Below are 25220 nucleotides of genomic sequence, written 5' to 3'. Positions count from 1 at the left end.
CGTTCGGCTGGCGACATGAGCGGCGTAGGTGTCGTCTCGTCCACCGATGTGCTTCCAGGTGTCGGCGGTGCTCCGATAGACGCCGAGCAGGCGGCGGACCACGGCGGCGGGTAGCGCGAGCCCGAGACGGAGACGAGGTGTTCGCCTACATGCGGGCGCCGCGCGATGCCGAGCGAGCGGAGCTGGGGGACTTCCGGCGCCGGGCGGCGGCGCAGGCGCGGGTGGAATGGGGCGACCCGACGCCAAGGGCGCGCCCGGGCCGTGTGGCGCAGGTGGTGGTGTCACCTGCGCCGGCGAGGTGTTTCACGTCCTGCCGCGGGCATGCATGAGGATCGCGGCGATAGCGCCGGACAGGAAGATCCTGCCGTCCATAACGGCGGCCACGGCGTCGTTCAGGCACCACCACTCGAGGGTCATGCCGGTCTCGGTGCCGGTGAGCTGTTGTTCGCCGAGGGATAGCTCGGTGGCGGCGTACAGGTGGAGGCGGCAGACGTTGTTGTTCATGAGCGCGATGTCGCCGAGCTTGCGCCAGGTCGTGGCGGTGACGCCCGCTTCCTCGGCCAGCTCGCGGCGGGCCGCAGCTTCGGGAGCCTCGCCGGGTTCCATGGCGCCGCCGGGGATGGTCAGCACCGTGCCGTGGACGTAGGTGGGCTGGCGGACGAGCGCGATGCGCCCGTGGTCGTCCTCGGCGATCGTGGCGGCGCCGTCGGGGACTTCGACAACCCGGAAGGTCCCCGGGGCGCCATCGGGCTGGACGACCGAGTCCTGGTGGACGCGTAACCGGCCACCATCGAGGACGGTCGTGCGGTCCACGCGGGACCAGCCGGACGGGGCGGGGCTGGCAGGCAACAGGACTCCTTGAGAGGGCTCAGTGGCGGTTGCCGAAGAGCAGGAAGAGAGCGAAGAGCGTGAGCGCGGCGATCAGGATGCTGGGCGGTGGCCAGGACGTACGGTCGGGCGCGTGAACGGCGTCGCCGTCCGGGGCTCCTCCGCCGTGGGCTTCGTGCCGGTGGCGGTCGCGGTCGGCCTGGGCCTCGTGCTTCGAGCCTTCGTCCCAGGTGATGCCACATTTATCGCACCGGTACCAATAGCCGGTCATAACGCCGCCCCTTTCCGACATGAATGCCCGTGTCATGGCCGGGAATCCGTAGGGCTCCCGAACCCTAGTGCTAGCCGCGGGCGGTCGGGAAGCGCATCCGGCGGGCTTCCCACCTTCGAGGGAGAATCCGTAACGGCGCCGTGGGGGCGGTGGGGCGGAAGCGCCTGCCGGGGTGCCGTCGAGAGGGACGCGCGTTTTTTCGCACGACCCCCTCGACGAAAGGTGATGTGAAGCACGGTGCCGGCGGCGACGTCCGTCACCTTCGTCGGCGGCGTGATGCGGGTCCTGCCGCGGTCAGCTCGCGCGGGCCAGGTCCAGGAGTTCGCCGACACCTTCGGCCGAGTCGTGCCCCCGGAAGCGCGGGAGAAGCCCGTGGACCAGCTCGACGCAGCGCGGCGCGCCGATGTGGTTCGCCATGGTGAGCGCCTTGGCGGCAGTCGTTGCCGCCCGGTCGTACTCGCCGTCGCGCAGGTACGCATCCGCCCCGTACGTCAGGAACATTGCCCTGACCTTGCCCTTTATCGTCGCCGGGTCGAATCGATGTTCTGCGGGAGCCGTTTGGGCTGCACCATCCTTCCGGTCAGAGTTGTACGCGTGCCTGACCACGCGTGCGGACGCACTGTTCGAGCTCACCGACGCCATGCTGTGTGTGGACGGACCGATGAAGACCCTGGTCAGCCTCGCGCTCGTACCGGAACACCGCCGCGGGCACGGCGCCTTGTACACCAGGCTCAATCACAGTCGGCTGGATGTGGGGCCGATTGCGACGGGCCAGGTGTAGGTGCCGTTGCCGAAGGCGGCCGACGGCCGCCTGGTCCTCGCGGTCGACGTCTCCCCGTGGCTGCGGCCGGACGCGGACCCCGCGCCTGAGCGGTGCTTCTGCCACACCTACGGCTACGGCGACAACAAACACCTGACATGTGACTCGTCATGAGTCACATGCTTGGGTCCAGGTCCCGGGCGGCCAGGGCGTCTCCTGTGAGCCCCTGCGGCAGGCTCCCTGAAGCGAGCGTTCTAACCAGTAGGCTGTGCGCATGGGCCAGACCAGCACCCGGGACAGGATCGTCATCGCCGCCTCGCGCCTTCTGCAGCGCCAGGGCTATGTCGGCACCGGCATCAAGCAGATCGCCGGCGAGGCGCAGGCCACGCTCGGCTCGGTCTACCACTTCTTCCCCGGTGGCAAGGAGGCCGTCGCGGTCGCCGCGATCGCCCACGGCGACCAGGAGTTCTCGGCGCTGCTCCGCGCCGCGCTGGACAGCGAGGAGAAGCCGGCCGCGGCCGTGGAAGCCTGCGCCCGGCAGCTCGCCGAAGCACTGCGGGTGTCCGGCTGGGTCGATGGCTGCCCGATCACTGCGGCAGCGCTGGAGACGCTGGGCACCGACTCCGAGATCCAGCGAGTGTGCGCAGCCGCGCTGCGTGGCTGGGAGCAGCTGGTTCACGACAAGCTGCTGGGTTCGGGCATCCCTGCTGGCGATGCCCAGGATCTGGCGACCACGATCATCAGCGCTCTGGAGGGCGCCGAAGTGACGGCGCAGGTCATCCGCAGCGAGGAGCCCTTGTGGGCGACGGGCCGGCAACTGGCCCGCCTGGTCGGCTCGTACGGCACACCCCCTGTGAGCTGATGCCCCCGTCGTCACGCATGCCGCTGCCCACACTGCCCGAAGGCGGTGCGGGCATTGGCATGGGACTGGTCACTCGCCAAGGAAGGCAAGGATCCGCTTGTTCACCTCCTCCGGGGCCTCGACCATCGGGAAGTGGCCCACGCCCTGGAGCAGCGCGCCGTCCGACCCCTTGGGCAGGGCGGCGACGATGTCGGCGAGGATCTCCTCGTTGACGACGGGATCCTCGCTGCCGTGCAGGTACAGGGTCGGCTGGGTGGGCAGTTCCGCCAGCAGACGACCCATTTCCCAGGCGTCGGTGCCGAATGCCTCGGAGGGGAAGTTCTGCCGGTAGAGGCCCAGTCCCGCCTGAAGGTTGGCCGGCTCGCGCAGGGCGTCCTTGCCCTCTTCCCGGTCCTGGGTGGGGTCAAAGCCGGGGATGTCGCCACTCCAGTGGTCCCACAGCCAGTCGATGTAGGCGAAGTCGTTCGCCGGCACCAGCTGATCGGCGATGGCCATCTGGAAGAAGTAGAAGTGGCTGTTCTTGTGGATCTGCTCGGGGACCGCGGCCCGGCGCTCGTAGAACCGCACCGGCGGGACATCGGCCACCACGACTTTCGACCAGCGCTCCGGCGCGAGGGCGGCGGCGCCCCAGGTGGCGAAGCCGCCCCAGTCGTGCCCGACGATGATCGCGTCACCGCCCCCGCCCAGCGCCTCGTGCAGCGCGTTGGCGTCCGCGATCAGGTCCTTCATCAGCATGCTTCCGTCCGGCGGCACCTGACTCGGGGCGAATCCCCGCATGTATGGGGCGACCACGTGGTACCCGGCCTTCGCGAGCTCCGGCATCAGGTGCCGGAACATGCCGGGGGTCTCCGGGAAGCCGTGCAGCAGCAGTGCCAGAGGGCCCTCGCCCTGCTCGACGTAGGCGAGGTCGAGGCCATTGACGGTGATGTGCTTGATCTCCACTGTTCCTCCCAGGTGACGGGCGACTGGCTGGTTCCGAGAGCCGCCGTTGTAACGAACGTTCTAACTAGACACTAGCACCACTAGAACGAACGCTCTATTCAATTCGGATGCCAGGTACGGCACCTGACTGTCGGTGAGAAGCCGCACGGCCGGGGATCTGCTTCTCAGGGCGCCCTGCGCGGCTCATCCCGCCGGGAGGCGGTGGCGTGGCTCGTCGAGCACGAGTCCTTGCGCCGGAGGGAGATATGACGGCATCGATGTGATCGAGGATCCTCGTCTACTTCTCCTCCACGGGCTGCCCGACCACCAGCAGTAGCAAGCCGGGACACGTACGACGAAACCCGGCACCTCCTCGAGGAGCCCGATGGCTGGACCACCGCTCCCTACCCGGAGCCGCAGCACACCCCGACCGTGGCGCGGGCCGCTCGCCCACATTGGGGGCCATCTGATGGACCCGGCCTGAACCGGGACCATCAGCCGTGCGACCGTCGATCTGCACGGGGCCGGGATGACCCGGCGCCAGGAGCGCATTCTTCGCCAGGATCGCCACGGGCCCGGCCCGGGCCGGGGTGCGCTGCCTGCGCTTGGTCAGCACGCTGATCCGAAAGAAACGGCCTAGCCCGACCTAGCCCTCGACGCCCGCTGCAGGTGGCGGCGGCCACCCGCAGCGGCCAGGTGCTTCCCGACACCTCCCAGTGGTGCCCATCCAACGAAGACCCCCGCGCCCTTCCCGGGCAAGGTCATCGCGCTGGTGGGGGAGAACGGCTCCGGCAAGACGACGCTGGCCGCGCTCGTGGCCGGGCTGTACCTGCCGACGTCCGGCCGCATCTCGTACAACGGCGTGGAGATCCGCGACGCCGACCGCGAGAGCGTCTTCGGGAAGGTCGCGCTGCTCGCCCAGAACGTGCAGGCGTGGCCGATGACGGTGAAGGCCAACGTGCACATCGGCGACGGCTCCAAGAACCTCGTGCAGGCCGACGTCGAGGCGGCGGCCGAGCGGGCCGACATCCGTACGGTCGTCGAGGAGCTGCCCAACGGGTGGGACTCGATCGCGATGAAGGGCTTCGAGCGCGGGGTGAAGCTCTCCGGCGGCCAGTGGCAGCGCGTCGGCATCGCGAGGGCGTTGTACCGGGGCCGGGAGCTGAACATCGTGGACGAGCCCACGGCCGCGCTCGATCCGCGTGCGGAGATCGAGATGTTCGAGTCGCTGCACGAGCTGACCGACGACGGCGTCACCTCCGTCCTCCTCATCACCCACCGGCTCGCGGCCACCGCCACCGCGGACGTGATCCACGTCCTGAACAAGGGGCGGCTGATCGAGTCGGGCACCCACAGCGAGCTGATGGCCATCAAGGACGGGCACTACCGGGGCCTGTACGAGCTCCAGGCATCCCAGTACACCACCACCACCACCACCCGGACGACGAAGGTCCCGACTCAGTCAAGGTGAGGCGCATGAAGATCCGGAACTCGGCCAACGGGCTCGTCGTTTGGTGCGACATCGTCGCCGAGCCGGATGCCCTCGGTGGTACCGAGCCCGACGGGCCGCAGGTCGCCGTCGAGTGGGTGCCGGTGGACAAGCTCGCCGGCCTGCGGTTCCTGCCGGTGTGGTTCGAGGAGCGGCTGCCCGCGCTCATCGCCCTGGGCCAGAAGCGGTGCAGAGTCGGCGTCTACGCAGGAGACGTCGCCTGAGCGCCGGCGAGGTGATGTGGGTCCTGCCGCGGCCACACCGCGGCAGGACCCTGGGGTCGGACAGGGAGGGAAAGAGGGATGGGGAACCGAGAATTACCGATGAGCCCGGCCGAGTACGTCAAGACGGTGCCGAAGGTCACCCTGGCGGCGGCGGTACTGCTCACGGTCGGCCCGGACCGGCCGGTCATGCTCCGGTCCGTCTTCAAGGGCACCGGGTGGCAGTTCCCGGGCGGGAACACCGACGACGGAGAGGACCCGAGGGCCACAGCCGCCCGGGAAACGGAGGAAGAGACCGGGCTGCGGGTACGGGGCCCGATGGACCTGCTCCTGATGCAGTTCATCCACCCCGGCGTGAAGGGCTGGCCGATCGGCAAGATCGTCTGCGTCTTCGACGGCGGCAACATCACCTGGGAGCAGTTCACATCCATCCGGCTCGACCCGGAAGAGCACGACCACGTGCGGGCCCTGGAGTGGGAGAGCTGGGTGACCCAGGCCGACTCGTACCGCGTGAAGCTCCTCGACACCGTGCACCGCGCCCGGGCGACGGGCCGCGCCGCGTACCTGGTTCGCGGCACGCCGTGACGCCCGTGCGGCGCAGGTGGCCTGCGTCACCTGCGCCGGCCAGGTACTCCGTTTCGATGTGAGATGGAGAGTCGCACCTTGCGTGAATAGGTGATGTTCGCGAGAACGGGAATCAGCTGCCGCAGGCTTGCACCCCGGCGGATCCGTCACTGCCCAGTCCGGTGGGTGAGGGGGAGGCGGTCGGCGATGCGAAGAGTGCCTGGACGGTTTCGGTGGCCAGGTCTCGCAGCCAGGTGTGGGCGCGGTCGTCGTCGTAGCGCTGATGCCACAGCAGGTACAGGGGGACCTCGGGCAGCGGGAGTGGCGGCGGCAATATGACGAGGCCGAGTTGGTCCCGGGCTGCGCGGGTGACCGCGTCGGGGAGGGTGACGATCAGGTCGGTGTCGAGGGCGAGTTGCAGCGCGAAGGCAGCGGTGGGCCCGGCGGCGACGACACGTCGTTCGAGGCCACGGGAGGCCAGGGCGTCGTCGATCGGGTCGCGCAGGCTTCCGCGTCGCGAAACGGTGAGGTGTTCGGCGGCTGCGTAGCGCTCGATGCTCAGCGGACCTTCGGTGAGGGGGTGGCTCGGTCGGACGGCGACGACCAGCCGGTCGCTGCCGACGAGGCGGTGGCGGATGTCGGGGAGCGTCGGAGCGCTGGAGCTCGATTCGAGGTCGACCTCACCCCGGCGCAGCTCGGCGTCGTCCGTCCCGGGTTCGGCCGACAGGCGCAGCCGGACGCCGGGGGCCTGGCGGTGGACGGCTGTGATCAGGGCGGTGCCGCAGGCGGCGGTCAGGGCGTCGTGCCAGCGCACGGTGAACACCCGGTCCAGGGCTGGGAGGTCGAGTTCTTGCTGCGCGGACAGAAGGTGGTGGGCCTGCTGCACGAGGGAGTGGACCTGGGCGCGCATGGCCAGCGCACGGGTGGTGGGAACCATACTGCGGCCGGTGCGGACCAGGATCTGGTCACCGGTGGCCTTGCGGATGCGGCCCAGGGAGCGGCTCATCGCCGGTGGGGTGACGTGGAGGCGTGCTGCTGCGCCGGCGACGCTGCCCTCTTCCAGCAGTGCGTCCAGGGCCATGAGCAGGTTCAGGTCCAGTTGCATGCCAGTAACTCTATAAGTGAATAGCATGCACTTGCTGTTAATGACTGGGGTGCCTACCTTCGAAGTGCAGGCGCGAGACAAGCCGCCCGCACACCTCGAACTCAGGGAGCCCCCATGAGCACAGCCATGCCTTTCGCCGCCGATATGACGCTCCTGTCCGAGGTCACCACCACGGTGAAGACCGCAGGCATCACCCTGCGCGAGCGCCACACCCCACACGCCCGGGGCGTGAGTCTGGACGAGGTCGTCGCTGAGATCCACGCCAACGACGACGCGGTGCTGGACGTGCTGCGGGAACCGCTGCTGCGGGCCCGGCAAGGGTCGCGGTGGGCCGAGGACGAGCTGGCTGGCGGTGCGCTCCCGTCGGGGGAGTGGTGGGTCGTCGACCCCGCCGAGGGCAACATCAACCACGTTCACGGCATGGAGGACTGGGCCGTCACCGCCACCCTGGTCCGCGACAACCAGCCGGTACTCACCGTCGTCCATCTGCCGCTGACCGGCGACACCTACACCGCCGTCGCCGGCGGCGGTGCCCGCCTCAACGACCGTCCCCTGAAGGTGTCCGCCAAGACCGACTTGGGCGCCGCGCTCATCGGCACCGGCCAGGCCAGGCCCGGCGAGGACGAGCGCACCTTCCGCCGGATCGGTGACTCGGTCACCGCCATGCTCATCAACGGCCTGGTCGTGCGCGTGTCCGTTCCCGCCACGATGCAGCTCATCCACGTCGCCGCCGGACGCACGGACGCCTTCTGGCAGTTCTCCGACGTCCGCTCCGGCCTGGTCGCCGGCGCCTTGCTGGTCTCGGAGGCCGGAGGTGTCGTCACCGACCTGGCGGGCGAGCCCTGGAACACGGGCAGCCGCGACTTCCTGGCCGCCGCCCCCGGCATCCACACCGCCGCCCTCAAGGTTCTGTCACCGATCACCTGACCGGACGTCTCCGCTCTTTCCCCACCCCGATACCGCAAGGAGCATCACCGCATGACAAGCATTGGCATCCTGGGCGCCGGCCGCGTCGGCGCCAACCTCGCCGACAAGCTCTCCGCAGCCGGACACCATGTCACCCTCGGTGTCCGGAACCCGGAAGAGACCGCAGCCCTTGCCGCTGGCATCGCCCCGCAGATCGCCTTCGCCGACCAGCGCACTACCGCCCGCACCGCGAGCATCGTGATCAACGCGACGCCCGGCCACACGTCCCTGGACCGCCTGGCCGGCCTGCGCACCGAGCTCTCCGGAAAGCTCCTCATCGATGTCTCCAACGCCACCCGCGACGCCGATGACGGCCTGCCCGGCGACCTGTGCTATCCCGGCAGCAGCCTCGCCGAGCAACTCCAGGCCGCCCTCCCCAGCACCCATGTGGTAAAGACCCTCAACACCATGCTGTTCATGGTCATGACCGCTCCCGAAACCCTGGCCACCCCACCGACCGCCTATCTCTCAGGCGATGACCAGAACGCGAAGAAGACCGTTACCGGTCTGCTCGGCGACCTGGGCTGGCAGCCCGCATGGATTGAGGACCTCGGCGGCATCACCACAGCCCGCGCCACCGAGGCCCTGATCCTCATGGTTCCTCATGTCCTGCGCCGACACGGCTTCAAGCCCTTCGCCGTCTCCCTCGCCCGCTGACCCATCAAGACCGGGTTCGGACCAAAACCAGTAGCGGGCTCGGGCGAGGCAGCTGGGCACTGGCACGGACAACGCCCGCTGAGCTGCAAGTGACGCCCGAACTCATCGAAATTCATCACGCCGGCTCCACACGAGGCGACTCCCGAAGTCGGGCTCTGGCTCAAGTTCTGTGGAGTGTCACTCCCCGTGGTGCATCCTTGACGGCCGGTCGACTGGGAGCCGTTCTCATGACTGACCGGGCCCGTCGAGGCGTTCCGTGGGGCCGGCGAAGGAGAGGAAGAGAGTCCGCGTGGTGAGCAGCCAGGTGTCGTCCACCTTGCGGAAAGTGTCTTCGTAGTGCCCCACCTGAACCGGGGGCCGCGGCGGTACGAGGCCCCCGCTGTAGCCGTCGACACGGTACGTGGTGAAGTAGGTGGTGGCGGCGGCGGTGTCCGCAGAGGTCACGGTAACCAGGATGTTGGTGCATATACGGCGTGACAGTCGGTCTGCGGGCCGGTTGCCGAAGTAGGTGCGCAGGGCGTCGTGACCCGCAATGAGGCGGTCGCCGGCGGGCCATTCCCAGGTACCGTCCTGCGTGAAAAGGTCCGCCACCGAGCCCGGGTCCCCGAGGTCGAGCCGGTGGACGAACTCGACTACCAGCCGTTCACAAGCCCGCTCTGCGAGCAGGCGCTCCATCGAGTCAAGAGTTTCTGCGTTCATAATCAACTCATATCAGGTCGCCCCTGGCTGAGGCCGCCTCACCCGAGCTGGGCGCCGGTTCCGGGTCTCATGTTCTCCAGAGCCGTGCCCGTCCGTGGCCGCCCCCACCTGCCGATCCGTGGCTCAGTGTGACCAGTCCACAAAAGTTGAGCCAGAGCCCGAAGTCGTCGACAAACCACTCCCATTCCGTGTGCAGAGCCAGGGGCAGACGGCCACCAGCCTGGACGATCTGGCGAATAGACCGAACCCTCGGCCGGTACCTCACCGGGGCAGGTCTACCGTGTCGTCTCATGACAATTTGATGGTTGGCGGCACCGGCTTTGGGGGCCGAGCTGATCCGGCAGGTGAGAGCAGGTCAGCGGCTCCCGCGAGACAGAACCCGGCGTACAGGCCGACTCGTCCACCTCTAACCCCCTCTGACCTGCGAAAACAGACTCAGAGGGGGCTTCTTTTTGGCCCCTGGGGAGAATCTGGGGAGAATCCGCCGGAGCGCTCCCCGTCCCGGCCTGCCCCTGTACCGCCGCGCGGACGGCGAACGCCAGCAGCGAGCCGAGGGCGGCCATGCCCCGGGCGCCGGACTTCGGCATGAAGTGCACGTAGGTCCGCAGCGTGAACGCCGGGTCGCTGTGGCCGAGCCAGGCCGCGAGCTGAACGATCGTCTCGCCGGCGGCCAGGACGACCGACGCGAACGTGTGGCGGAGGACGTGGAACCCTTCCTCCCGCGGCATGGACCACTTCACGCGACGCAGTGTCGGCCGACCGGGCCGCGGGATGACGGTGATCTCCGGCTCTGGGATCACACCGGCCGCGACGAGGGCAGGCTTCCAGTGCTTCTCGTCAAAGGTGGACCGGTTGATCGCACCGCCGCTCTTCCCGCCCGTGCGCGTGGTGGTGACCAGCAGGCGCACCGTGACCAGCGGGCGTTTGTCCCACGGCAGGTTCGGCCGGGCCGGGTCGACCCACGGCAGCGTCACCGCCACAGTGCCGAACTCGGCGATGTGCGCGTTGACGGCCTCGGCGAGCTCGGGCGGGCAGGGGGCCTCACGGGTCTTGTTGCCCTTCGGCGGGGCGAACGCGAGCTTGCCGCCGACCTTGACGATCTGCCGGGTCACCTTGATGACGTCGCCGTCCATGTCGTCCGGGGAGAAGCCGAACGCTTCGCCCTGCCGGATCCCCGAACCGGCAGCGAGGTCCACGAGCACGCGGTACCGGCCCGCCAGCGCCCTCCGTACCGCCACGACTGTCTCCAGCGGCCACGCCTTTGCCTTGCTCTCCGGCGCCTTCGGGGGCTTCAGGTCCGGGTCGCGAAAGGGGTTCACGGCGATGCGCTTCGCCTGCTTCGCGGCCTGCATGATGCTGGAGAAGTGGCGCCACGTCGTCCGCAGCGTGTTGACGTCGATGTCCTCCTCGGCCCGGGTCTGCCACTCCTTGATCTCGTCGGAGCCGATCTGATTCAGGAGCAAGTGACCCACGTGCGGAAGGATGTGGTTGAAGACGCGGGGCCGCATGGACTCCTTTGTCCCCGGCGGCACGCGAAGGGTCGGCCACCACTTCTCCTCGACGTACCACTGAAGCGTGACATTGCCGTCGCGCGGGTCGATGAAGGTGCCGCGCTTGCTGTCGGTCTGCGAAGTGGAAAGCCAAGTCTTGGCGTCATCAAGGAGGTTGAACGAGCAGTCCGCGACGCCGGGTATATCGGCCACCTTGTAGCGCTTGCCTATGCCGTATCGGGCAGTCCGTTTGCGCTTGCCGGTGACCGGGTCCTTCTTCTTGGTCAGCCAGCGATCCTCAATGTATCCGGGCATTCAAGTTCGTTTCTGTAAAGGCGGAGCCGCACCCGGAGCATGTGTTCCGTGACGTGCAACTCCTGCGCCGCTTCTTCGTAGGAGTGCGCCCAGCGCATCGCGGCCTCAAGGGCGGCGGTGGAGACCAGCCGGCGGGCCGCGGCCTCGTCGGCGCGGCGCTCCTGTCGGCGGCCCCAGATGCGGGCGGCGGGGTGCTCAACCACGCGGCAGTCGACGTCGCCGCGCTGCGCGTGCTCCAGCTCGTGGGCGAGCGCGCAGCGCTCCTGGACGGCGGTAAGCCGAGTGGAGAGGATGATCAGACGACGGGACGGAACCCACCATGCCCACGAGTCGGAAAGCTCTGTGTACCGGACATGCAGGCCGAGCTGCTCGGCCCGCTCCAACGGGGAGTAGGTCCCGTTGGAGGCTTCCGGTACGCGGGCGCACACGGGGCCGTCCAGAGCAAACTGTGGCGTGGAAGCCTTCTGGTTGAAGGCATGGGTCGTCATTCGTCCCCCCATTTCAAGCTGAGAAGTAGCCGTCCGATCATGAATCGGCTGCACAGATACGTGCAAGTGGCATTTATGGAGAGATTCGCTTGAAACGGGTGGAGGTGGGACCTGTTACAGGTTTTCGCTGTCGAACCGGCGGATGGCTTCATCCACCGCGCGGCGGTCGCTCTCGGGCCCACCGTCACCCTTGGGGGAATGCGCAACCGCTTCGAAATGCTCTTGGGTCAGCCGCGGGCGTTCCGACTGCGCGCGGATGGTGGCAGCGAACAACCTTTGCGTGGCCGCCTCAAAATCTGCGATCGCCGGCGGCGGGGCTCCGTGCTGCTGGCAAGCCATTTGGAACTTGAGCGCGCCGTACATGGCTTGGGCCACGTCGTCCATCCCGCCCATGACGGGCGTCACCTCCACCACGGGCACCTCTCGGGCAGAGGTCGGGGCAGGCTTGCCGGACAGAATGTCGTCGATACAACTCGGCGCCCAGTCCAGGGCATCCGCGATAGACGTCAGGGTGTACGGCCGCCGGCCTTTCGGAGCCACCCCCTTCTCGGCGTTCTTCACGCTGCCCACAGATACGCCGGCGCGGTTGGCAAGCTCCTGCTGGCTCAGCCCCTGACGCTCCCGCTCCTGCCGCAGGGCGGTGCCGAGTCGCTGCCAGCGCTCTTGTGACACGTCGTTCACGATCCTTGCCCTGTCGTTGGCCCGTGGTTTCCCTGGTCCTAGCCAAGGTACGTCCCCCCTCTTTGGATCTGCAACGCATGGGAACGCGCCGCAACGCCATGGAACGCCATGAGTCCAACGATGTCAATCGAATGGCTTTGATCGCTTGTTTCGTTGCACTTCGTTGTCTAAATTGATGGCGCGGGGTGCAACAAGGTCCCCGCTGAACCCAGGGGGGTTTTGTGATCACTGCTGCCGTCAACGGCTCATCCGCGGCCCGGGGGTACGCCATCCGGCCTGCCGTACTCCGCACTGCGCAGGCCGCCGCCTACCTCGGCGTTGCCATCCCGACCCTGCGCACCTGGCGCCACCGCCGCCGCGGGCCGAAGTCCTTCCGCATGGAAGGCCACGTTGTCTACCGGCTCGCGGAACTCGACGCCTACTTGGACGCGTGCGAGGCGGCCGACTCCCGGTCGAACCCGGAGTTGAACCCGCTCAACCAGGCGGCGCGGCGCGACCGGTCCGGCCGCCGTGTGGGTGAGCGGTGGGCGGCATGAGCGCTTGGGCCATCGTCGGATTCCTGCTCGTCGGCGGTGCGACCGCGGCGTGGCTCGTCCGCAACGAGGGTGCGCCCGGCCGTCGGGGCGGCCGGCACCGCGGTGGTGATGCCCGATGACCGCGCCGCAGATATCCGCCGCCCGACTCCTGGGGACCTTCGTCCCGGGCACGGCCGAGTGGGACCGCGCCCGCTCGGGTCTCGTCATCACCGCCACTGAGGTTGCGGCCGTCGTGGGGCTCTCGCCCTGGCGGACCCGTTCGTCCCTGTGGCACCGGAAGGCCGGGGCCGCCCCGGCGAAGACGGTCACATCGCCGGCCGCCATGAAGTGGGGCACCCGCCTGGAGCCGGTGATCGCCGATGTTTTCGCGGAAGCCCACCCGGACCTCGCTGTCCACGCCACGGGCACGTGGGCCAACCGGGACAGGGGTTGGCAGCGCGCCACCCCGGACCGCATCATCACCCCCGCCGACGGCGGGCCGGCGGCCCTGCTGGAGATCAAGACCAGCCGCCACGAAGACGACTGGGTCGACGGCGTACCCGTCTACTACCGGTGCCAGGTCCTTTGGCAGCTCGACACCCTCGGCCTCGACGTCGCACACGTCGCGGTCCTGGTGGCCGGACAGGATTACCGCGAATACACCGTCCCCTACGACGCCGCCGAGGCGGAGGCGCTGAGGGAAGCGGCGTCCGAGTTCCTGCGCAGCATCGCCGCGGGTGAGCCGCCGCCGTCGGATGAGCCCCCGGCCGCGTCCCCTGGTGAACGGCACTTGCCGGACCCGGTGGGCGATGTCGACATCGCCCCGGACCTCGCCGAGGCGTACCGGTCGGCGGTCCTCGCCTCCCAGCGCGCCGCCGCCCGGAAAACGGACCTCGCTGCCGCCGTCCTGGCTGTGATGGGCGATGCCCGCCACTGCCGCGCGGCCGGACAGACGGTCGCCACCCGGTCCGTGCGCCCCGACGGCACCACCCGTTCCCTCATCCCCAACCGCACCTACATGAAGGCATCATGACCAGCTCGACGCAGGCCGCCGCCGTCCACACCGTTCGGGACGACGCCGCCATCACGGCTGGGGAAGGCGCCCGGCCGGGCGCAGTGCACCTTGACCAGTTCCGTGCCGAGCGGCGCGCCAACCGCATGCTCGCCCGCATCCGCGCGGCGGCCGGGCGCGATCAACTCACCTTGGTGCAGGCGCTCATCCTCGACCACGGCCTGATGGCTGAGGAGTTCTCCGCGAACGACTTCCGCCCTCAGCTCCCGGACCTGCCCCACGGCCTCCTCGGCGCCGCGGTGCGCGGCCTGGCTGCGTCCGGCGCAATCACCGCCACCGGCCGGACGGTGCCGAGCACGTCGCCGGCGACGCACGGCCACCGCATCAGCGTCTACCGCATCACCGCGACACCAGGGGAGACAGCACCCGCGGCGTGAACACGTCCGCCGGCGCGGGGGTCGGCGGACGGCATGCAGTCAGTCAGTACCAGGGGAGGGAACAGAATCATGTGGGCGCGGTTGGACGATGGCTTCCACTCACACCCGAAGATCATCAGGGCGGGCAACGCCGCCGCCGGCCTGCTCGTGCGAGTGATCTCGTATGCAGGACAGCACCTGACGGACGGCGTCGTCCCGGGGGCGATCGTGCGTGAGTACGGGACCGCGCCGCAGATCCGCAAGCTGTCCGCCGTCGGGCTCCTGCACACCGCCGGTCACGAGTGCGCACGTTGCCCGCAGCCGGACCCGGGCGACTACCTCGTCCACGACTTCCTCGCCTCCAACCCCTCCCGGGCCCGCGTCCACGCCGACCGCGACCGGGCCGCCGAGCGGCAGAGGCAGGCACGCGCGGCGAAAACCGCCGTCGCTCCGGATGCGAACCGCGCCCGATCTGCCACCGGATCACGGCCGAAGCGGACGCGAAACGACGCCGATTCGACCCCCCGTTCTCCGGCTGCGCCGCAGGTCAACGAGGTGCGTCACGCCGGGCGCCTCGCGGGCGCGCACGTAGACCCGACCCGTCCCGACCCGAGTTCTATCCCTGACGGGATAGAACAGTCCCCCCTTCACCCCCCACAGCGCACAGCGGCCGGGCCGGAGGCGGCCGGCGTCCCTGCCTTCGCGCAGACCCTTGCCGACCAGCTCACCGCGGCCGGGTGCCACGTGGGGTGGCGGACCGACAGTGCCGACCGCGAGGCACTCCACCGGCACCTCGACCGCATCCCCACCGACCGGCTCGTGGACGCTGCACGCCGCGCATGGAACCCCGCCAACCCGCCGAGGACCATCCGCTACCTGCTGCGCGTCTGGGATGCCCTCCCCGACACCCCCGCGGACGCACCCGCCGCGCCCCTGCCCGGCCCGTTCGTGGACCGGCATCAAACGGCCAGCGACGACCAGTTCGCTCGTGCCCTGGACCGCGCCCGCGCCCGCATGGCTGCCGAAGGCGCCGCCGAGACCGACACACAGAAAGCCCTGACCGCGTGACCCCTGAAGAAACGGTTGCCCTGACCCGCTACGTCCGCGCCATCTGCCCCGGACAGCGATTCGACGAGTACACCCCCGACGCCTGGCACGACGTCCTCGCCCCCTACAACCTGGCCGACGCCCGTGCCGCCGTCGTTGCCCTCGTGGACAGCGGCAAAGCCTTCGTGGCCGTCGGCGAGATCACGGCCAAGGTGCGCGAGCTGCGCGCCGGCCGGTCCCGCCACATCCACGGACCCGGACAGCCCCCGGAGATCCCCGACGCCGACCCCGACGACATCCCCGCCTACCTCGCCGCCGTCCGCGCCCAGCGCATCCGCGCCGCCGACCCCACCACCCGCCGCCGCCCCCTAGCCGAACTCCTCGCCGCCACCGGCCGACACGTCACCAAGGAACTCCGCCCCTGACACCTGTAATTCACCCCGCCTCTCCACTCCCAACCGCCTCAGCGGCTCCAACAAAGCCACGAACAGCCACAACGGCCCGTCTGACCTCGCGACACAGCCACGGCACCCCTTTCCCGCCGGGCACCCGTGAAGACGCTCCAGGGGCCCGTCCAGCCGTTCGAAGCCTCCCGCCAACCCCTGCCTGGCGACCGACCCGGAAAGCACCCTGTGCCCCTGATCAAGATCACCCCACCGCCCTACGTCCCCCGCAGCGACGAATACCGGGTTCCCTGCACAGACGAACCTGAACACTTCTTCCCCCCGGACCGGCAGGAGCAGCCGGCCGAAACCACCGCGCGCGTGGCCGCCGCCCAGGCCATCTGCTTCCGCTGTGCCATCCGCACCACCTGCGCCGCCTGGGCCCGCGACCACCGGGAGTGGGGGATCTGGGGCGGGCGCACCGAGGCGGAACAGAACTACCGCCCCACCACTCGCCGACTCGCCACGCACACGAAGGCGGCTGCATGACCCGGTACACCGCGACCACCATCACTGACGAACGCCTGGACGACCTTTACGAGCGGCTCGCCACCGCCGCCCACATCGCCGACACCCTCCTGTGCACCACTCGTCGGCGCACGGAGATCGTCACCGTGCTGCGCGCCCTATGCACCGGAGAGATCACTCCCGAACAAGCTATCGCCCAAACTGCCGACTAAGGGAGAGATGGTCAGGGGTTCCTTCGGGTCAAGGTCGATAGTAGGGATTGCTCGCGAAGTACTTCCCGTTTTCACATTGATCCCCTCCCCATTTGACCTGGCGGCAGATCTCAAGCCAAACGCGCTGAATGCCCTCTGCGTTCTTGTATCCGACATTCCGGAAGGTGATTGTGCTTTTGCATTCCCCTCGGTTGTACTTCTCTCCGAGGTTGAACTCTTGTCCATTGCCGAGGCGAATCCAGACCTTCGCGTAAGCCACTCGGGCGTCGCAGGTGTTGTCCGAGACGGTGAGCCTTCCGCTGTGGAAGTAGTTCCTGTCGGCCCAAGTGAAGCTGATGTGGGCGGAGTCTGCCCAACTGGCCTGAGCTTCGGCACTGTCGACCTGCCCCGCCCATGCGGGGCCAGCGAGGCCGACGACGAGACTGACCGCACCTGCTACCACAGAGCCCACACGCCGCATATATCCATCCTCTCGTCGCATCTATGGATGCTGCTATGTGAGGCTATGCGCCCGAGGGTGCAGGTGCAGAAATACCCGATTCAAACCGCCCGGCCGGGTGGCGCGTGTAGCGCGTTCCTGAAAGTTAATCCACGTTCCGTTAACGCGTTTGAAGTCATTCTCTTCGAGGAGGATCATGACCAACCTAATTGGTCCCGCCTGCACCATCTGTGCTCGTCCCCTGTGGGCCGACGAGCTGCACCGGTACGCATGCCGCCCCTGCGAACGACGCATCACGGCCCACCTTGATCAGCTTCCGGACCTGATTCACGACCTTCACGGACTGCTCACCCCCGGCACTGGTCCGGCGTCCAGTGGGCCCCGGGGGCGCGCCGCCACGGAACCGTCGGCACCGCTCCGCCTCGGCATCCTCGACCGCATCACCGCCGCCACGGCCACCCTGGACAGCTGGCTGGCCGACTGGCACGACCACCTCGACTGGCCGCCCCCTGCCTACCGGACCGACCCGCTCGTCGAGGCCGCGGCAGCGCTGCGCACCAACCTGCCCTGGGCCGTCGAGAAGCACCCGGCCGTGGACGAGTTCGCACGCGAAATTGCCGACCTGCACGGCGACGCAACCGGCCTCCTCGACCCTGCCAAACGCCCCCGCCGCATCGGGTACTGCCCCGCCTCCGCACCCGACGACCACACGCAGGCGTGCGGCGCCGTCCTGCGCTACATCCCCGGCGCGACCACCGTCACGTGCCGGTGGTGCGGAACGACCTGGGACGCGATCGATCTAGGCGCTGCACTCGCCCTAGCGGTTTGAACGGAGCAGCCACATCTCACGCCTGCACAAAGCGTCCCGGCCAGCAGTGTCAAGGCTGTTCCGTTCGCGCCTGTTCCACAAACGCTGTCACTGCTCTCCAGTAGGAGTTGATCAACGGGAAGAACGCGGAGGGCGCTGCCGTTCCTCTGGCTATGTCACCCAGTGCCATGTACACCGCTCGCGAGGCTTCAGATACTGCGCGAACGGCTTCGATGATCTCTGCCTGCCCATCCAGTTCAACAAGTGCTGCGCAGTGCCTATAGCGACCGAACTCTTCGCGTAGCTGACGCCGGTGTTGCTCGATGGAGTCCTTCCGTCGTGCAGCATCTTCTATCTGCAAGAGACTAGGGACCTCTCGGTACCCGACCCCCATGCGGTGTGCTTCCTCGACAAAAGCGAGGTAAGCGTCCCGCCGGGCATCGCGGCGTCGTGCGGCTTCCTGAGTCTCTGCGACGGCCTCGGCTTGTACACGCGCTGCCTGGATGTGCCCCCGGCTTGTCACCCAACTGGCTAAGACAGCGGTAGCGGCAGTAAGCCCCGCCACCCAAAGCGCGCTGTCACTCATGCTCTAAGGGTGTGGTCGAACCTGGCCTGGAAGGCAGGGCGCATGGGCGCCACCGCGGGGCGCCCATGTGTGTTTGGGGATTCCCGCGGACCGTGTCACACTCAATCGCAGCACCCCCCGTATGCCCGCATACCGGGATGAACAAGCCAGAAAGCCCCTTCGGCCCCTCCCCCCCCGGGCCGGAGGGGCTTTCGCGTAGCCAGGCGGAGGCAGACGCACGTGTCCCCAACCACCCCCGTCATCTGCGACACCGTCGCCGCCGCCCACCACTTCCACGTCACGCCCGCCACCGTCCGCCAGTGGATACGCCGCGGCCACGTCCAACACAACGGCTACGACCAGGCCGGCCGGTCCCTGGTCGACCTGCGCGAAGTCCGCGACTACGTGACTCAGCGGGGCACCACGGCAGCGTGAGCGCCCGCACGAAAGGTCGCGCCCCGTGTCACAGCTCGCTCTGATCGACGCCGCCCCCGTCTCCACCGGGCGCACCCTGCCGGGCATACAGCCCTTCTCCATCCTCCGGACAGACCTGGGCCCATGGCGAGACCGCCGCCGCGCCTGGGAAGACCTCGGGCTGCACAGCCGACGAGGGCGTGACATCACCACGTTCAACACGGCTGGCTCCTTCGGCCGGAGGCTCGCCGACGTCAACGGCGGACTGTCCACCTTCGACCCCGTCCTCGCGGAAGCGTCCTACACCTGGTACTGCCCGGACGGCGGGCAAATCCTCGACCCCTTCGCCGGCGGCTCCGTGCGCGGCCTCGTCGCCGCCAACGGCGGCTTCCGGTACACCGGTATCGACCTGTCGCCCGTCCAGATCGACGCGAACGAGGAAGCCGCCGCCGACTGGCGAACCCGCGACCTGCTCGCCACCGAGCCCCGATGGATTCACGGCGACGCCCTCGAGGAACTCCCCGAACTCCCGACGGCCCACGCGGACTACGTCTTCACCTGCCCGCCGTACCACGACCTTGAGCGCTACAGCGACCACCCGGCAGACCTATCTGCCATGCGGTGGCGCGAGTTCGCCGAGGCGTACCGGGCGATCATCGCGGAGACCGTCCGCTGCCTGGCGCCGCACAGGTTCGCCACCTGGGTCGTGGGCGAGGTCCGCAACAGCACGGGCACCGCCCGCGGCCTGATGCCGCTCACCATCGCCGCTCACGAAGCGGCCGGAGCCCGTCTCTACAACGACGCGATCTTGGTCAACACCCTCGGCACCGTCCCCATGCGGCTCGGCGCCCAGTGGCGCGCGTCCCGCAAGCACGGTCGCCACCACCAGTACGTGCTGACCTTCGTCAAGGGCGACCCCCGCAAGGCCACGGCCGCGCTGTCGACCCCTTGACCCACCGCCATCCCGGCCCCGCCGGGACTGCTAGGACCCGCCACCATGGAGGCTCCCGCACCGTACCCGGGGAAGCCGGTTCGACTCCGGCCGGGACCACCAGGGACTGCGCCGCCCATTAGTAACCGACCCCCGCCTTCCGGGGGTGAGCCGAACGGGGTTGAAAGCCCGCGCAGTCCCCGCAGCGCCTAGGACTCCGCTCCGTCGTCGCTCTCGTTCTCCTCGTTGGCGGCTGCCACCGGGTGGGGCGTGTCGAGGACGGGGAGAAGGTAGTCACCGCTTCCCGAAGCGGTGTGGGCGCCTCCAGCTGGGCACCGTCCGTTGGTAGGGAATCCGTTAAACCACAGGCCGTAGCACTTGTTGCACCAACGCCAGTTGGACTGGCCGAGGATAGGCAAGGCGACTCCTTCCGGATGGACCCGGTAGATGGAGCCGACGCAGGCTCCAAGGCATCAGCCTGGGCGCACGGTTGGCGGTAGGGAAGGCTTCAACCCCAGGCGTGCAGTGGTGAGGTTCGCAGGGCAGCGCACGCCTGGAACGGAGTATCGATGGCCTGGCAGGCGAGCGACCGTAAGGCGCGGCTACCGTCCAATTGGTCCACCATCCGGACCCGCATCCTCACCCGCGACCCGGTGTGCCGCATCTGTGGCGTCCGCCGGTCGACGCAGGTCGACCACGTCAAGGCCATGACCGACGACCACCGTGACCGGGCTCTACAGGGCGTATGCGGCCCCTGCCACGCCCAGAAGAGCGCGGCCGAAGGCGCTGCCGGCCGCGCCCGCCGCCCCGGCCGGCGCCGCCCCGACGACCCCCACCCCGGCCGCCTTGATCACCCTGAGTGATGGGCCTGCCGTCCACCCCTGGGGGGTGACCCCCCTCCCCGGCTCCGACCCAGGGCGATGGGCAATGCACCTGTCCGTCTGTACGGGTTTCCGAGCCCGTCAACCGGGGCCCCTCGACTCGTTGCCCGTGCATCACGCACCCCGCCGTTACTCGGAGTGGTCTGCCGAGGTCGTGTGGCAACGCGCGGGAACCGCCCGCCGACGAGTAACCCGCCGCCACGGCGGCCGGCCAACCGGGGCGTCCGGCGGGCGGTTTCCCGCTCCTTTTCCCAGGCGCGCAGCAGCTATCGGAGGTGATCGTGTGGGTTCCCGCGGACCCGTACCGAAGCGTTCCGTTGAACGGCGTCGGCGCAACAAGGACGTCACCGAGCCGGTTCGCGCTGCGTCCGCACCCGGCGCGGTCGAGTGGCCCGAGCCCGAGCCGAGTTGGCACGCCATCGCCCGTGACTGGTACCTCTCCCTGGGAACCTCCGGGCAGTCCCAGTTTTACGAGCCTTCCGACGTCGCCACCGCCCGGTACGTCGCCGAGGCCATGAGCCGGAACCTTGACACCGGTCGATTCTCCGCCCAGCTCTTCGCCGCCGTCACCTCCGCCATGACTGAACTCCTCACCACTGAAGGCGCCCGGCGCCGGGTGCGAATCGAGCTGGAGCGCGCCCCGGCTGAACAGGAGACCCCGGCGGGAGTGACCGCCATCGCCAACTACCGGGCTGCCCTCGGCACCTGAGCCTGACCCCGGAAGGGGGTGGCCACCGTGACCGCCCCTGCTGACGAGGACCTCCCGCCGGACATCATCGAACCGGTGATCATCGGCCCCACCTGGCGCCGCGGCGAGGACGGCCGATTCGTGCTGCCGGAGTTCTCCCTGGGGTGGCACGTCCTGTCGTGGACCGCCGAGTACCTCCAGCACTCCGCCGGTATGCCCTGGAGGTACACCCCGGAACAGGCACGCTTCACGCTCTGGTACTACGCCATCGACCCGGAGACGAATCGATTCCTCTACCGGGACGCGGTGTTCCAGCGGCTGAAGGGGCACGGGAAGGACCCGCTCGCGGCGACCTACGCGGCGGTCGAATTCGTGGGCCCGTGCCGGCCGTCGGGGCGCGCCGCCGGTCCCCATGACCCCTCCGGCGTACCGGAAGGCCAGCCCCTGGGCGTGCCTCATCCGGAGCCCTGGGTGATGCTCGCCGCGGTCACGCAGGCGCAGACCCGCAACACCATGATGATCTTTCCCGGGCTCTTCACTCAGAGGGCCATGGAGGAGTACTCCATCGACCTCGGCAAAGAGGTCATCTACGCTCACAAAGGCCGCGCCCGGATCGAGGCCGTGACCTCGTCGCCGCGTGCTTTGGAGGGCTCCAGGGCATCGTGGAGCTTGATCAACGAGCCGCATCACTGGCTGTCGACCAACGGGGGTCATGAGATGGCGGCCGTCCTGGAGAGGAACGCGACCAAGAGCGCCGACGGGTCCGCGCGCAGCCTGGCCATCACGAATGCTTACGAGCCGGGGGAGGACAGCGTCGCGGAGCGGACCCGGGAGGCGTGGGAGGACGCCCAGGCCGGCCGCGCCGTGGACACCGGTCTTCTCTACGACTCCTTGGAGGCCCCGCCCGGCGCGAAGCTGAACGCCGCGTGGGCGCCGAAGGTCATTAAAGCCGTCCGCGGGGATGCCACCTGGCTGGACATCGACCGCATCGTGGCGTCCATCCTCGACGTTCGGAACCCCGCTTCACGGTCCAGGCGCTTTTGGTACAACCAGGTCACGGCCGCCGAGGACGCGTGGTGCGCGCCCTACGAGTGGGATGCCTGCGCCCGCCCCGACCTGGTCCTGTCCGACGGTGACGAGGTCGTGTTGTTCCTCGACTGCTCCAAGAGTGACGACGCCACCGGCCTGGTGGCGTGCCGCATGTCCGACGGCCACGTCACCACCCTTGGGGTGTGGCAGCGCCCGCCGCAGACCGACGTGTGGAACGTCCCGCGCGAGGACGTCGACGGAGTGGTGGACAACGCCTTCGCCCGGTTCCGGGTGCTCGCGTTCTTCGCCGACCCGGGCACCGGCGAGGACCAGGACGACGGCCGCCGTTACTGGGACCGCTTCATCGACACGTGGGCGGACCGCTACGGCGCCCGGCTCTTGGCCCACGCCACGACCACCGGCTCCCGCCGGCATGCCGTTGAGTGGGACATGGGCGGCGACCGGCGCCGCCAGGAGGAATTCACCCACGCTGTGGAACGCGCCCATGTCGACATTCTCGAACGCCAGTTGACCCACGACGGCCACAAGATCATGCGCACCCACGTCCGCAACGCGCGGCGGCGCACGAACGCCTTCGGCATCACGATCGGCAAGGAACACCGAGCGTCCTCCCGGAAGATCGACCTCGCCGTGTGCATGGTCGGCGCGCGCATGCTGCGCCGCCTAGTGATCACCAGCAGCAAATACGGCAAGCGCCCCCGGGCGCGCGGTAAAGGACGCGTGATCGTCCTCGGCTGAGTGCGAGGGGAGGAATCCCCTTGCCCGCCCCTGCCCTGCCCTCCCTGTCCCTGTCGGACGCCGAGCGCGACGCTGTCACCCTGCTGTCCGCGACGGCCACCGAGGACATGTGGCGCCTGCGGACCCTGGACGACTACTTCACCGGCCTGTCCCGCATGGCGAACCTGGGCATCGCCATTCCGCCGGCGCTTCAGTCCATCCGGACCGTCACCGGCTGGCCCCGGATCATCGTGGACGCCCTGGACGAACGCCTCGACATTGACGACGTCCGGTGCCCACGTGACCAGGGCGCGGAGGACGCGCTGAACGCGATCTGGGACGCCAATGATCTAGCTGTGGAATCGCAGCTTGCCCACCAGGACGCGTTGGTCTACGGCCACAGCTACCTCTCCGTTGGCGTGGACGACTACGGCGATCCGCTGGTGTCGGTGGAGTCGCCGCAGCACATGAGCGTGGACTACGACGCCAGGACGCGCACTGTGCGCGCGGCCCTGCGGCTGATCAGCGCGGGTTCCCAGAGGTCCGCCACTCTCTACCTGCCGGACCAGACGGTCTACCTGGAAGGCTCCGGGGCCGGGTGGACGGTTGCCGACCGAAAGCCTCACAGCCTCGGCGTGGTCCCCGTGATCCGCCTCGCCAACAGGCAGCGGATCGCCGACCGCCGCGGCTCGTCCGAGATCACCGAAGAGGTGCGCGCCCTGACCGACGCCGCGTGCCGGACCCTCCTGGGTCAGGAGATCGCCCGCGAGTTCTTCGCCGCCCCGCAGCGGTACGTCCTCGGCGCCTCCGAGGGGAGCTTTCAGGGGCCGGATGGCACGCAGCGGAGCGCGTGGGAGACCTACATCGGCCGCTACCTCGCCCTGGAGCGCGACGAGGACGGCCAGGTCCCGCAGGTCGGACAGTTCCCGGCCTACGACCCGGGCGTCTACGGCCGCATTGTCGACACCTACGCCCGGCTCGTCGCCGGCGTGACCGCCCTGCCCGCCCACATGCTGGGGTACACCACTGACAACCCGGCGAGCGCCGAGGCCATCCGCAGCGCCGAGGCGCGGCTGATCAAGAAAGCCGAACGACGTCAACGGAGCTTTTCCGGCCCGTGGTCGCGCGCGATGCGCCTCGCCCTCCAACTCACGGGCGCCACCGCACCCGTACCTGCCGTCAACGTTCAATGGCGCGACCCCTCCACCCCGACGGTGGCCGCCCAGGCCGACGCCACCACCAAGTTGGTGGCCGCCGGCATATTGCCCGCGGACTCGGAGATCACGCTGGAGCGCGCCGGCATCGACCGGGCCCAGCGCCAGCGCATCGCCGCCGACCGGGCCCGCAGCGTCGGCCGGGACGCCCTGGACCAGATCGCCCGCACCTTCACCGGCGACGGCCGCACCGGTACCGCTGACGACCGGGCCGCCGCATGAAGATCCTTCGGGCACTCGCCGACGCACACCGCCGCAGACAAGAAGCCCTGTCACGGGTCCTGCGGACGGAGTACCTGACGGCATGGGCGCGCCACCAAGCCGTGACACCGGACCCGGAGAGCGAGCGGGCGTGGTCCGCAACGGTCGGGCGCATCGTCCACACATACGGCCTGGCCTCCGCCTCCCTCGCCGCCGACTACTACGACGAAGCCCGCCGGGCCGCCGACGTGAAGGGCTCCTTCACCGCGACGGTGGCCGCCCCGCCACCCGTTGCGCAGATCACCGCCGCCCGCAGCGCCGTGCGCCGGACCGCCGCATCCCGACCGCGTGACGAGGACGGGGCGGAGGCGGTGGAGGCGTGGCGCCGCACGCAGCAGGAACGCGACCTTGCCGCCGTACAACGGCTCGCCGCACAGGCCGGCCGCCGCACGATCGAGCAGGCCACCCGCGCGGACCCTGAAGCCGTCGGATGGGTGCGCGTAACCGGCGGGAATTGCTGCGCTTTCTGCGCCCTCCTTGCCATCCGCGGACTCCTGTACGGCGATCGGAAGCGGGCGGTCAGCACGAGCAGTGGCGACCCGTACCACGACCGGTGCGCCTGCTCGGCCGAACCCGTCTTCCGCGGCCGGGCGTCCGAGGACGAACCCCAGGTCGCTGAGTGGGAAGAGCTGTACTACGACGCCTCGCACGGCGTGTACGGCACCGAAAAGCTTCGAGCCTTCCGGCGTGCTTTCGATGCGAAGTACGGCCGCGGCCGCGGTCCCGGCCAGGCTGCCTGACACCCACTGTCCCGTTCCCAGGGCCTCTTTCCGCCCCGCTTTTGTCTCTCCCATCAAGCCCCGTTGCCCCAGTGACGGGGCT

Annotated in this window: 32 protein-coding genes and 1 pseudogene; 23 read left to right on the top strand and 10 right to left on the bottom strand. The window is 69.2% G+C overall.

What is annotated here, in order from left to right; genetic code table 11:
* Positions 1-303: 303 nt before the first annotated feature.
* The 3 genes from LE181_RS02185 to LE181_RS02175 all read right to left on the bottom strand — a co-directional run bounded on the left by LE181_RS02185 (position 304) and on the right by LE181_RS02175 (position 1600).
* Positions 304-849, bottom strand: a complete 546-nt coding sequence (locus LE181_RS02185) for an NUDIX domain-containing protein (protein ID WP_225659158.1) — start codon at positions 847-849, stop codon at positions 304-306.
* A gap of 19 nt (positions 850-868) precedes the next feature.
* Positions 869-1099 (bottom strand): hypothetical protein, encoded by a 231-nt coding sequence (locus LE181_RS02180; RefSeq protein WP_225659157.1) that lies wholly within the window; start codon positions 1097-1099, stop codon positions 869-871.
* A gap of 294 nt (positions 1100-1393) precedes the next feature.
* Positions 1394-1600 carry a hypothetical protein gene (locus LE181_RS02175; RefSeq protein ID WP_225659365.1) on the bottom strand — a complete coding sequence of 69 codons (207 nt, stop codon included), beginning with the start codon at positions 1598-1600 and terminating at the stop codon, positions 1394-1396.
* Between the two features lie 19 nt (positions 1601-1619).
* Between LE181_RS02175 and LE181_RS32050 the strand changes: the two are divergent.
* Positions 1620-2015: pseudogene (locus LE181_RS32050) on the top strand (transposase); the annotation flags it as partial.
* A gap of 118 nt (positions 2016-2133) precedes the next feature.
* A complete protein-coding gene (locus LE181_RS02160; RefSeq protein WP_225659154.1) occupies positions 2134-2721 on the top strand; it encodes a TetR/AcrR family transcriptional regulator in 588 nt (195 codons plus the stop codon).
* A gap of 69 nt (positions 2722-2790) precedes the next feature.
* Here the strand turns inward: LE181_RS02160 and LE181_RS02155 are convergent, their stop codons facing one another.
* Positions 2791-3663 (bottom strand): alpha/beta fold hydrolase, encoded by an 873-nt coding sequence (locus tag LE181_RS02155; RefSeq protein ID WP_225659153.1) that lies wholly within the window; start codon positions 3661-3663, stop codon positions 2791-2793.
* A 751-nt stretch (positions 3664-4414) separates the two neighbouring features.
* On the opposite strand from LE181_RS02155, the gene LE181_RS02150 reads away from it, so the two are divergent.
* From LE181_RS02150 to LE181_RS02140, 3 genes are all read left to right on the top strand, one after another.
* On the top strand, positions 4415-5113 hold the full coding sequence (locus tag LE181_RS02150; protein ID WP_372458216.1) for an ATP-binding cassette domain-containing protein: 699 nt from the start codon (positions 4415-4417) through the stop codon (positions 5111-5113).
* A 5-nt stretch (positions 5114-5118) separates the two neighbouring features.
* A complete protein-coding gene (locus tag LE181_RS02145) occupies positions 5119-5355 on the top strand; it encodes an NUDIX hydrolase (protein WP_225659152.1) in 237 nt (78 codons plus the stop codon).
* A gap of 99 nt (positions 5356-5454) precedes the next feature.
* A complete protein-coding gene (locus tag LE181_RS02140; protein WP_225659151.1) occupies positions 5455-5937 on the top strand; it encodes an NUDIX domain-containing protein in 483 nt (160 codons plus the stop codon).
* A gap of 112 nt (positions 5938-6049) precedes the next feature.
* Here LE181_RS02140 and LE181_RS02135 read toward each other — a convergent pair whose 3' ends face one another.
* Entirely contained in the window at positions 6050-7021 is a 972-nt protein-coding gene (locus LE181_RS02135) for a LysR family transcriptional regulator (protein ID WP_225659150.1), read from the bottom strand.
* A gap of 114 nt (positions 7022-7135) precedes the next feature.
* On the opposite strand from LE181_RS02135, the gene LE181_RS02130 reads away from it, so the two are divergent.
* Both LE181_RS02130 and LE181_RS02125 read left to right on the top strand, forming a co-directional pair.
* Positions 7136-7948, top strand: coding sequence for an inositol monophosphatase family protein (locus LE181_RS02130; RefSeq protein WP_225659149.1), 813 nt, complete (start codon positions 7136-7138; stop codon positions 7946-7948).
* A 51-nt stretch (positions 7949-7999) separates the two neighbouring features.
* Positions 8000-8644: an NADPH-dependent F420 reductase gene (locus LE181_RS02125; RefSeq protein ID WP_225659148.1), complete on the top strand. Its 645-nt coding sequence runs from the start codon at positions 8000-8002 to the stop codon at positions 8642-8644.
* Between the two features lie 225 nt (positions 8645-8869).
* Here LE181_RS02125 and LE181_RS02120 read toward each other — a convergent pair whose 3' ends face one another.
* The 4 genes from LE181_RS02120 to LE181_RS02105 all read right to left on the bottom strand — a co-directional run bounded on the left by LE181_RS02120 (position 8870) and on the right by LE181_RS02105 (position 12317).
* The gene (locus tag LE181_RS02120; RefSeq protein ID WP_225659147.1) at positions 8870-9343 is read right to left on the bottom strand and encodes a nuclear transport factor 2 family protein; all 474 of its coding nucleotides are present in this window, start codon (positions 9341-9343) and stop codon (positions 8870-8872) included.
* Between the two features lie 275 nt (positions 9344-9618).
* Complete coding sequence (locus tag LE181_RS02115) at positions 9619-11148, bottom strand: tyrosine-type recombinase/integrase (RefSeq protein WP_225659146.1); 1530 nt, start codon at positions 11146-11148, stop codon at positions 9619-9621.
* Positions 11118-11636 carry an ImmA/IrrE family metallo-endopeptidase gene (locus LE181_RS02110; RefSeq protein WP_225659145.1) on the bottom strand — a complete coding sequence of 173 codons (519 nt, stop codon included), beginning with the start codon at positions 11634-11636 and terminating at the stop codon, positions 11118-11120. Before LE181_RS02110 ends, LE181_RS02115 begins: the two co-directional genes overlap by 31 nt.
* A gap of 114 nt (positions 11637-11750) precedes the next feature.
* Positions 11751-12317 carry a helix-turn-helix domain-containing protein gene (locus LE181_RS02105; RefSeq protein WP_225659144.1) on the bottom strand — a complete coding sequence of 189 codons (567 nt, stop codon included), beginning with the start codon at positions 12315-12317 and terminating at the stop codon, positions 11751-11753.
* A gap of 221 nt (positions 12318-12538) precedes the next feature.
* Between LE181_RS02105 and LE181_RS02100 the strand changes: the two genes are divergently transcribed.
* The 8 genes from LE181_RS02100 (at position 12539) to LE181_RS02070 (ending at position 16430) form a co-directional block, all read left to right on the top strand.
* Complete coding sequence (locus LE181_RS02100; protein WP_225659143.1) at positions 12539-12853, top strand: helix-turn-helix transcriptional regulator; 315 nt, start codon at positions 12539-12541, stop codon at positions 12851-12853.
* Entirely contained in the window at positions 12850-12972 is a 123-nt protein-coding gene (locus tag LE181_RS32045; RefSeq protein WP_263868314.1) for a hypothetical protein, read from the top strand. Before LE181_RS02100 ends, LE181_RS32045 begins: the two co-directional genes overlap by 4 nt.
* Positions 12969-13865, top strand: a complete 897-nt coding sequence (locus LE181_RS02095) for a YqaJ viral recombinase family nuclease (protein ID WP_225659142.1) — start codon at positions 12969-12971, stop codon at positions 13863-13865. Before LE181_RS32045 ends, LE181_RS02095 begins: the two co-directional genes overlap by 4 nt.
* Positions 13862-14281, top strand: a complete 420-nt coding sequence (locus tag LE181_RS02090; RefSeq protein WP_225659141.1) for a hypothetical protein — start codon at positions 13862-13864, stop codon at positions 14279-14281. The genes LE181_RS02095 and LE181_RS02090 overlap by 4 nt, the downstream gene beginning before the upstream one ends.
* Before the next feature lie 69 nt (positions 14282-14350).
* Complete coding sequence (locus tag LE181_RS02085; RefSeq protein ID WP_225659140.1) at positions 14351-15328, top strand: mucin-2; 978 nt, start codon at positions 14351-14353, stop codon at positions 15326-15328.
* Positions 15325-15732 (top strand): hypothetical protein, encoded by a 408-nt coding sequence (locus LE181_RS02080; protein WP_225659139.1) that lies wholly within the window; start codon positions 15325-15327, stop codon positions 15730-15732. The genes LE181_RS02085 and LE181_RS02080 overlap by 4 nt, the downstream gene beginning before the upstream one ends.
* A gap of 207 nt (positions 15733-15939) precedes the next feature.
* Positions 15940-16239, top strand: coding sequence for a WhiB family transcriptional regulator (locus LE181_RS02075; protein WP_225659138.1), 300 nt, complete (start codon positions 15940-15942; stop codon positions 16237-16239).
* Positions 16236-16430 (top strand): hypothetical protein, encoded by a 195-nt coding sequence (locus LE181_RS02070; protein ID WP_225659137.1) that lies wholly within the window; start codon positions 16236-16238, stop codon positions 16428-16430. The genes LE181_RS02075 and LE181_RS02070 overlap by 4 nt, the downstream gene beginning before the upstream one ends.
* 28 nt (positions 16431-16458) lie before the next feature.
* Here LE181_RS02070 and LE181_RS02065 read toward each other — a convergent pair whose 3' ends face one another.
* Positions 16459-16911 (bottom strand): hypothetical protein, encoded by a 453-nt coding sequence (locus LE181_RS02065; protein ID WP_225659136.1) that lies wholly within the window; start codon positions 16909-16911, stop codon positions 16459-16461.
* A gap of 154 nt (positions 16912-17065) precedes the next feature.
* Here LE181_RS02065 and LE181_RS02060 point away from each other — a divergent pair, with 154 nt between their 5' ends.
* The 8 genes from LE181_RS02060 to LE181_RS02025 all read left to right on the top strand — a co-directional run bounded on the left by LE181_RS02060 (position 17066) and on the right by LE181_RS02025 (position 25138).
* Positions 17066-17698 (top strand): hypothetical protein, encoded by a 633-nt coding sequence (locus tag LE181_RS02060; protein ID WP_225659135.1) that lies wholly within the window; start codon positions 17066-17068, stop codon positions 17696-17698.
* A 784-nt stretch (positions 17699-18482) separates the two neighbouring features.
* Entirely contained in the window at positions 18483-18677 is a 195-nt protein-coding gene (locus LE181_RS02055) for a hypothetical protein (protein WP_225659134.1), read from the top strand.
* A gap of 25 nt (positions 18678-18702) precedes the next feature.
* On the top strand, positions 18703-19608 hold the full coding sequence (locus LE181_RS02050) for a class I SAM-dependent methyltransferase (protein ID WP_225659133.1): 906 nt from the start codon (positions 18703-18705) through the stop codon (positions 19606-19608).
* 548 nt (positions 19609-20156) lie between these two features.
* On the top strand, positions 20157-20450 hold the full coding sequence (locus LE181_RS02045) for an HNH endonuclease signature motif containing protein (protein ID WP_225659132.1): 294 nt from the start codon (positions 20157-20159) through the stop codon (positions 20448-20450).
* A 301-nt stretch (positions 20451-20751) separates the two neighbouring features.
* A complete protein-coding gene (locus LE181_RS02040) occupies positions 20752-21177 on the top strand; it encodes a phage terminase small subunit (protein ID WP_225659131.1) in 426 nt (141 codons plus the stop codon).
* A 27-nt stretch (positions 21178-21204) separates the two neighbouring features.
* Complete coding sequence (locus LE181_RS02035) at positions 21205-22944, top strand: terminase large subunit domain-containing protein (RefSeq protein WP_225659130.1); 1740 nt, start codon at positions 21205-21207, stop codon at positions 22942-22944.
* A gap of 20 nt (positions 22945-22964) precedes the next feature.
* A complete protein-coding gene (locus LE181_RS02030) occupies positions 22965-24359 on the top strand; it encodes a phage portal protein (protein WP_225659129.1) in 1395 nt (464 codons plus the stop codon).
* A complete protein-coding gene (locus LE181_RS02025) occupies positions 24356-25138 on the top strand; it encodes a VG15 protein (RefSeq protein ID WP_225659128.1) in 783 nt (260 codons plus the stop codon). Before LE181_RS02030 ends, LE181_RS02025 begins: the two co-directional genes overlap by 4 nt.
* Positions 25139-25220: the final 82 nt, after the last annotated feature.

This window comes from Streptomyces sichuanensis (genome assembly GCF_020328095.1).
Classification (GTDB): Bacteria; Actinomycetota; Actinomycetes; order Streptomycetales; family Streptomycetaceae; genus Streptomyces; species Streptomyces cinnamoneus.
The sequence above is the reverse complement of the archived record's forward strand: the minus strand, read 5'-3'. Positions and strand labels throughout refer to the sequence as shown.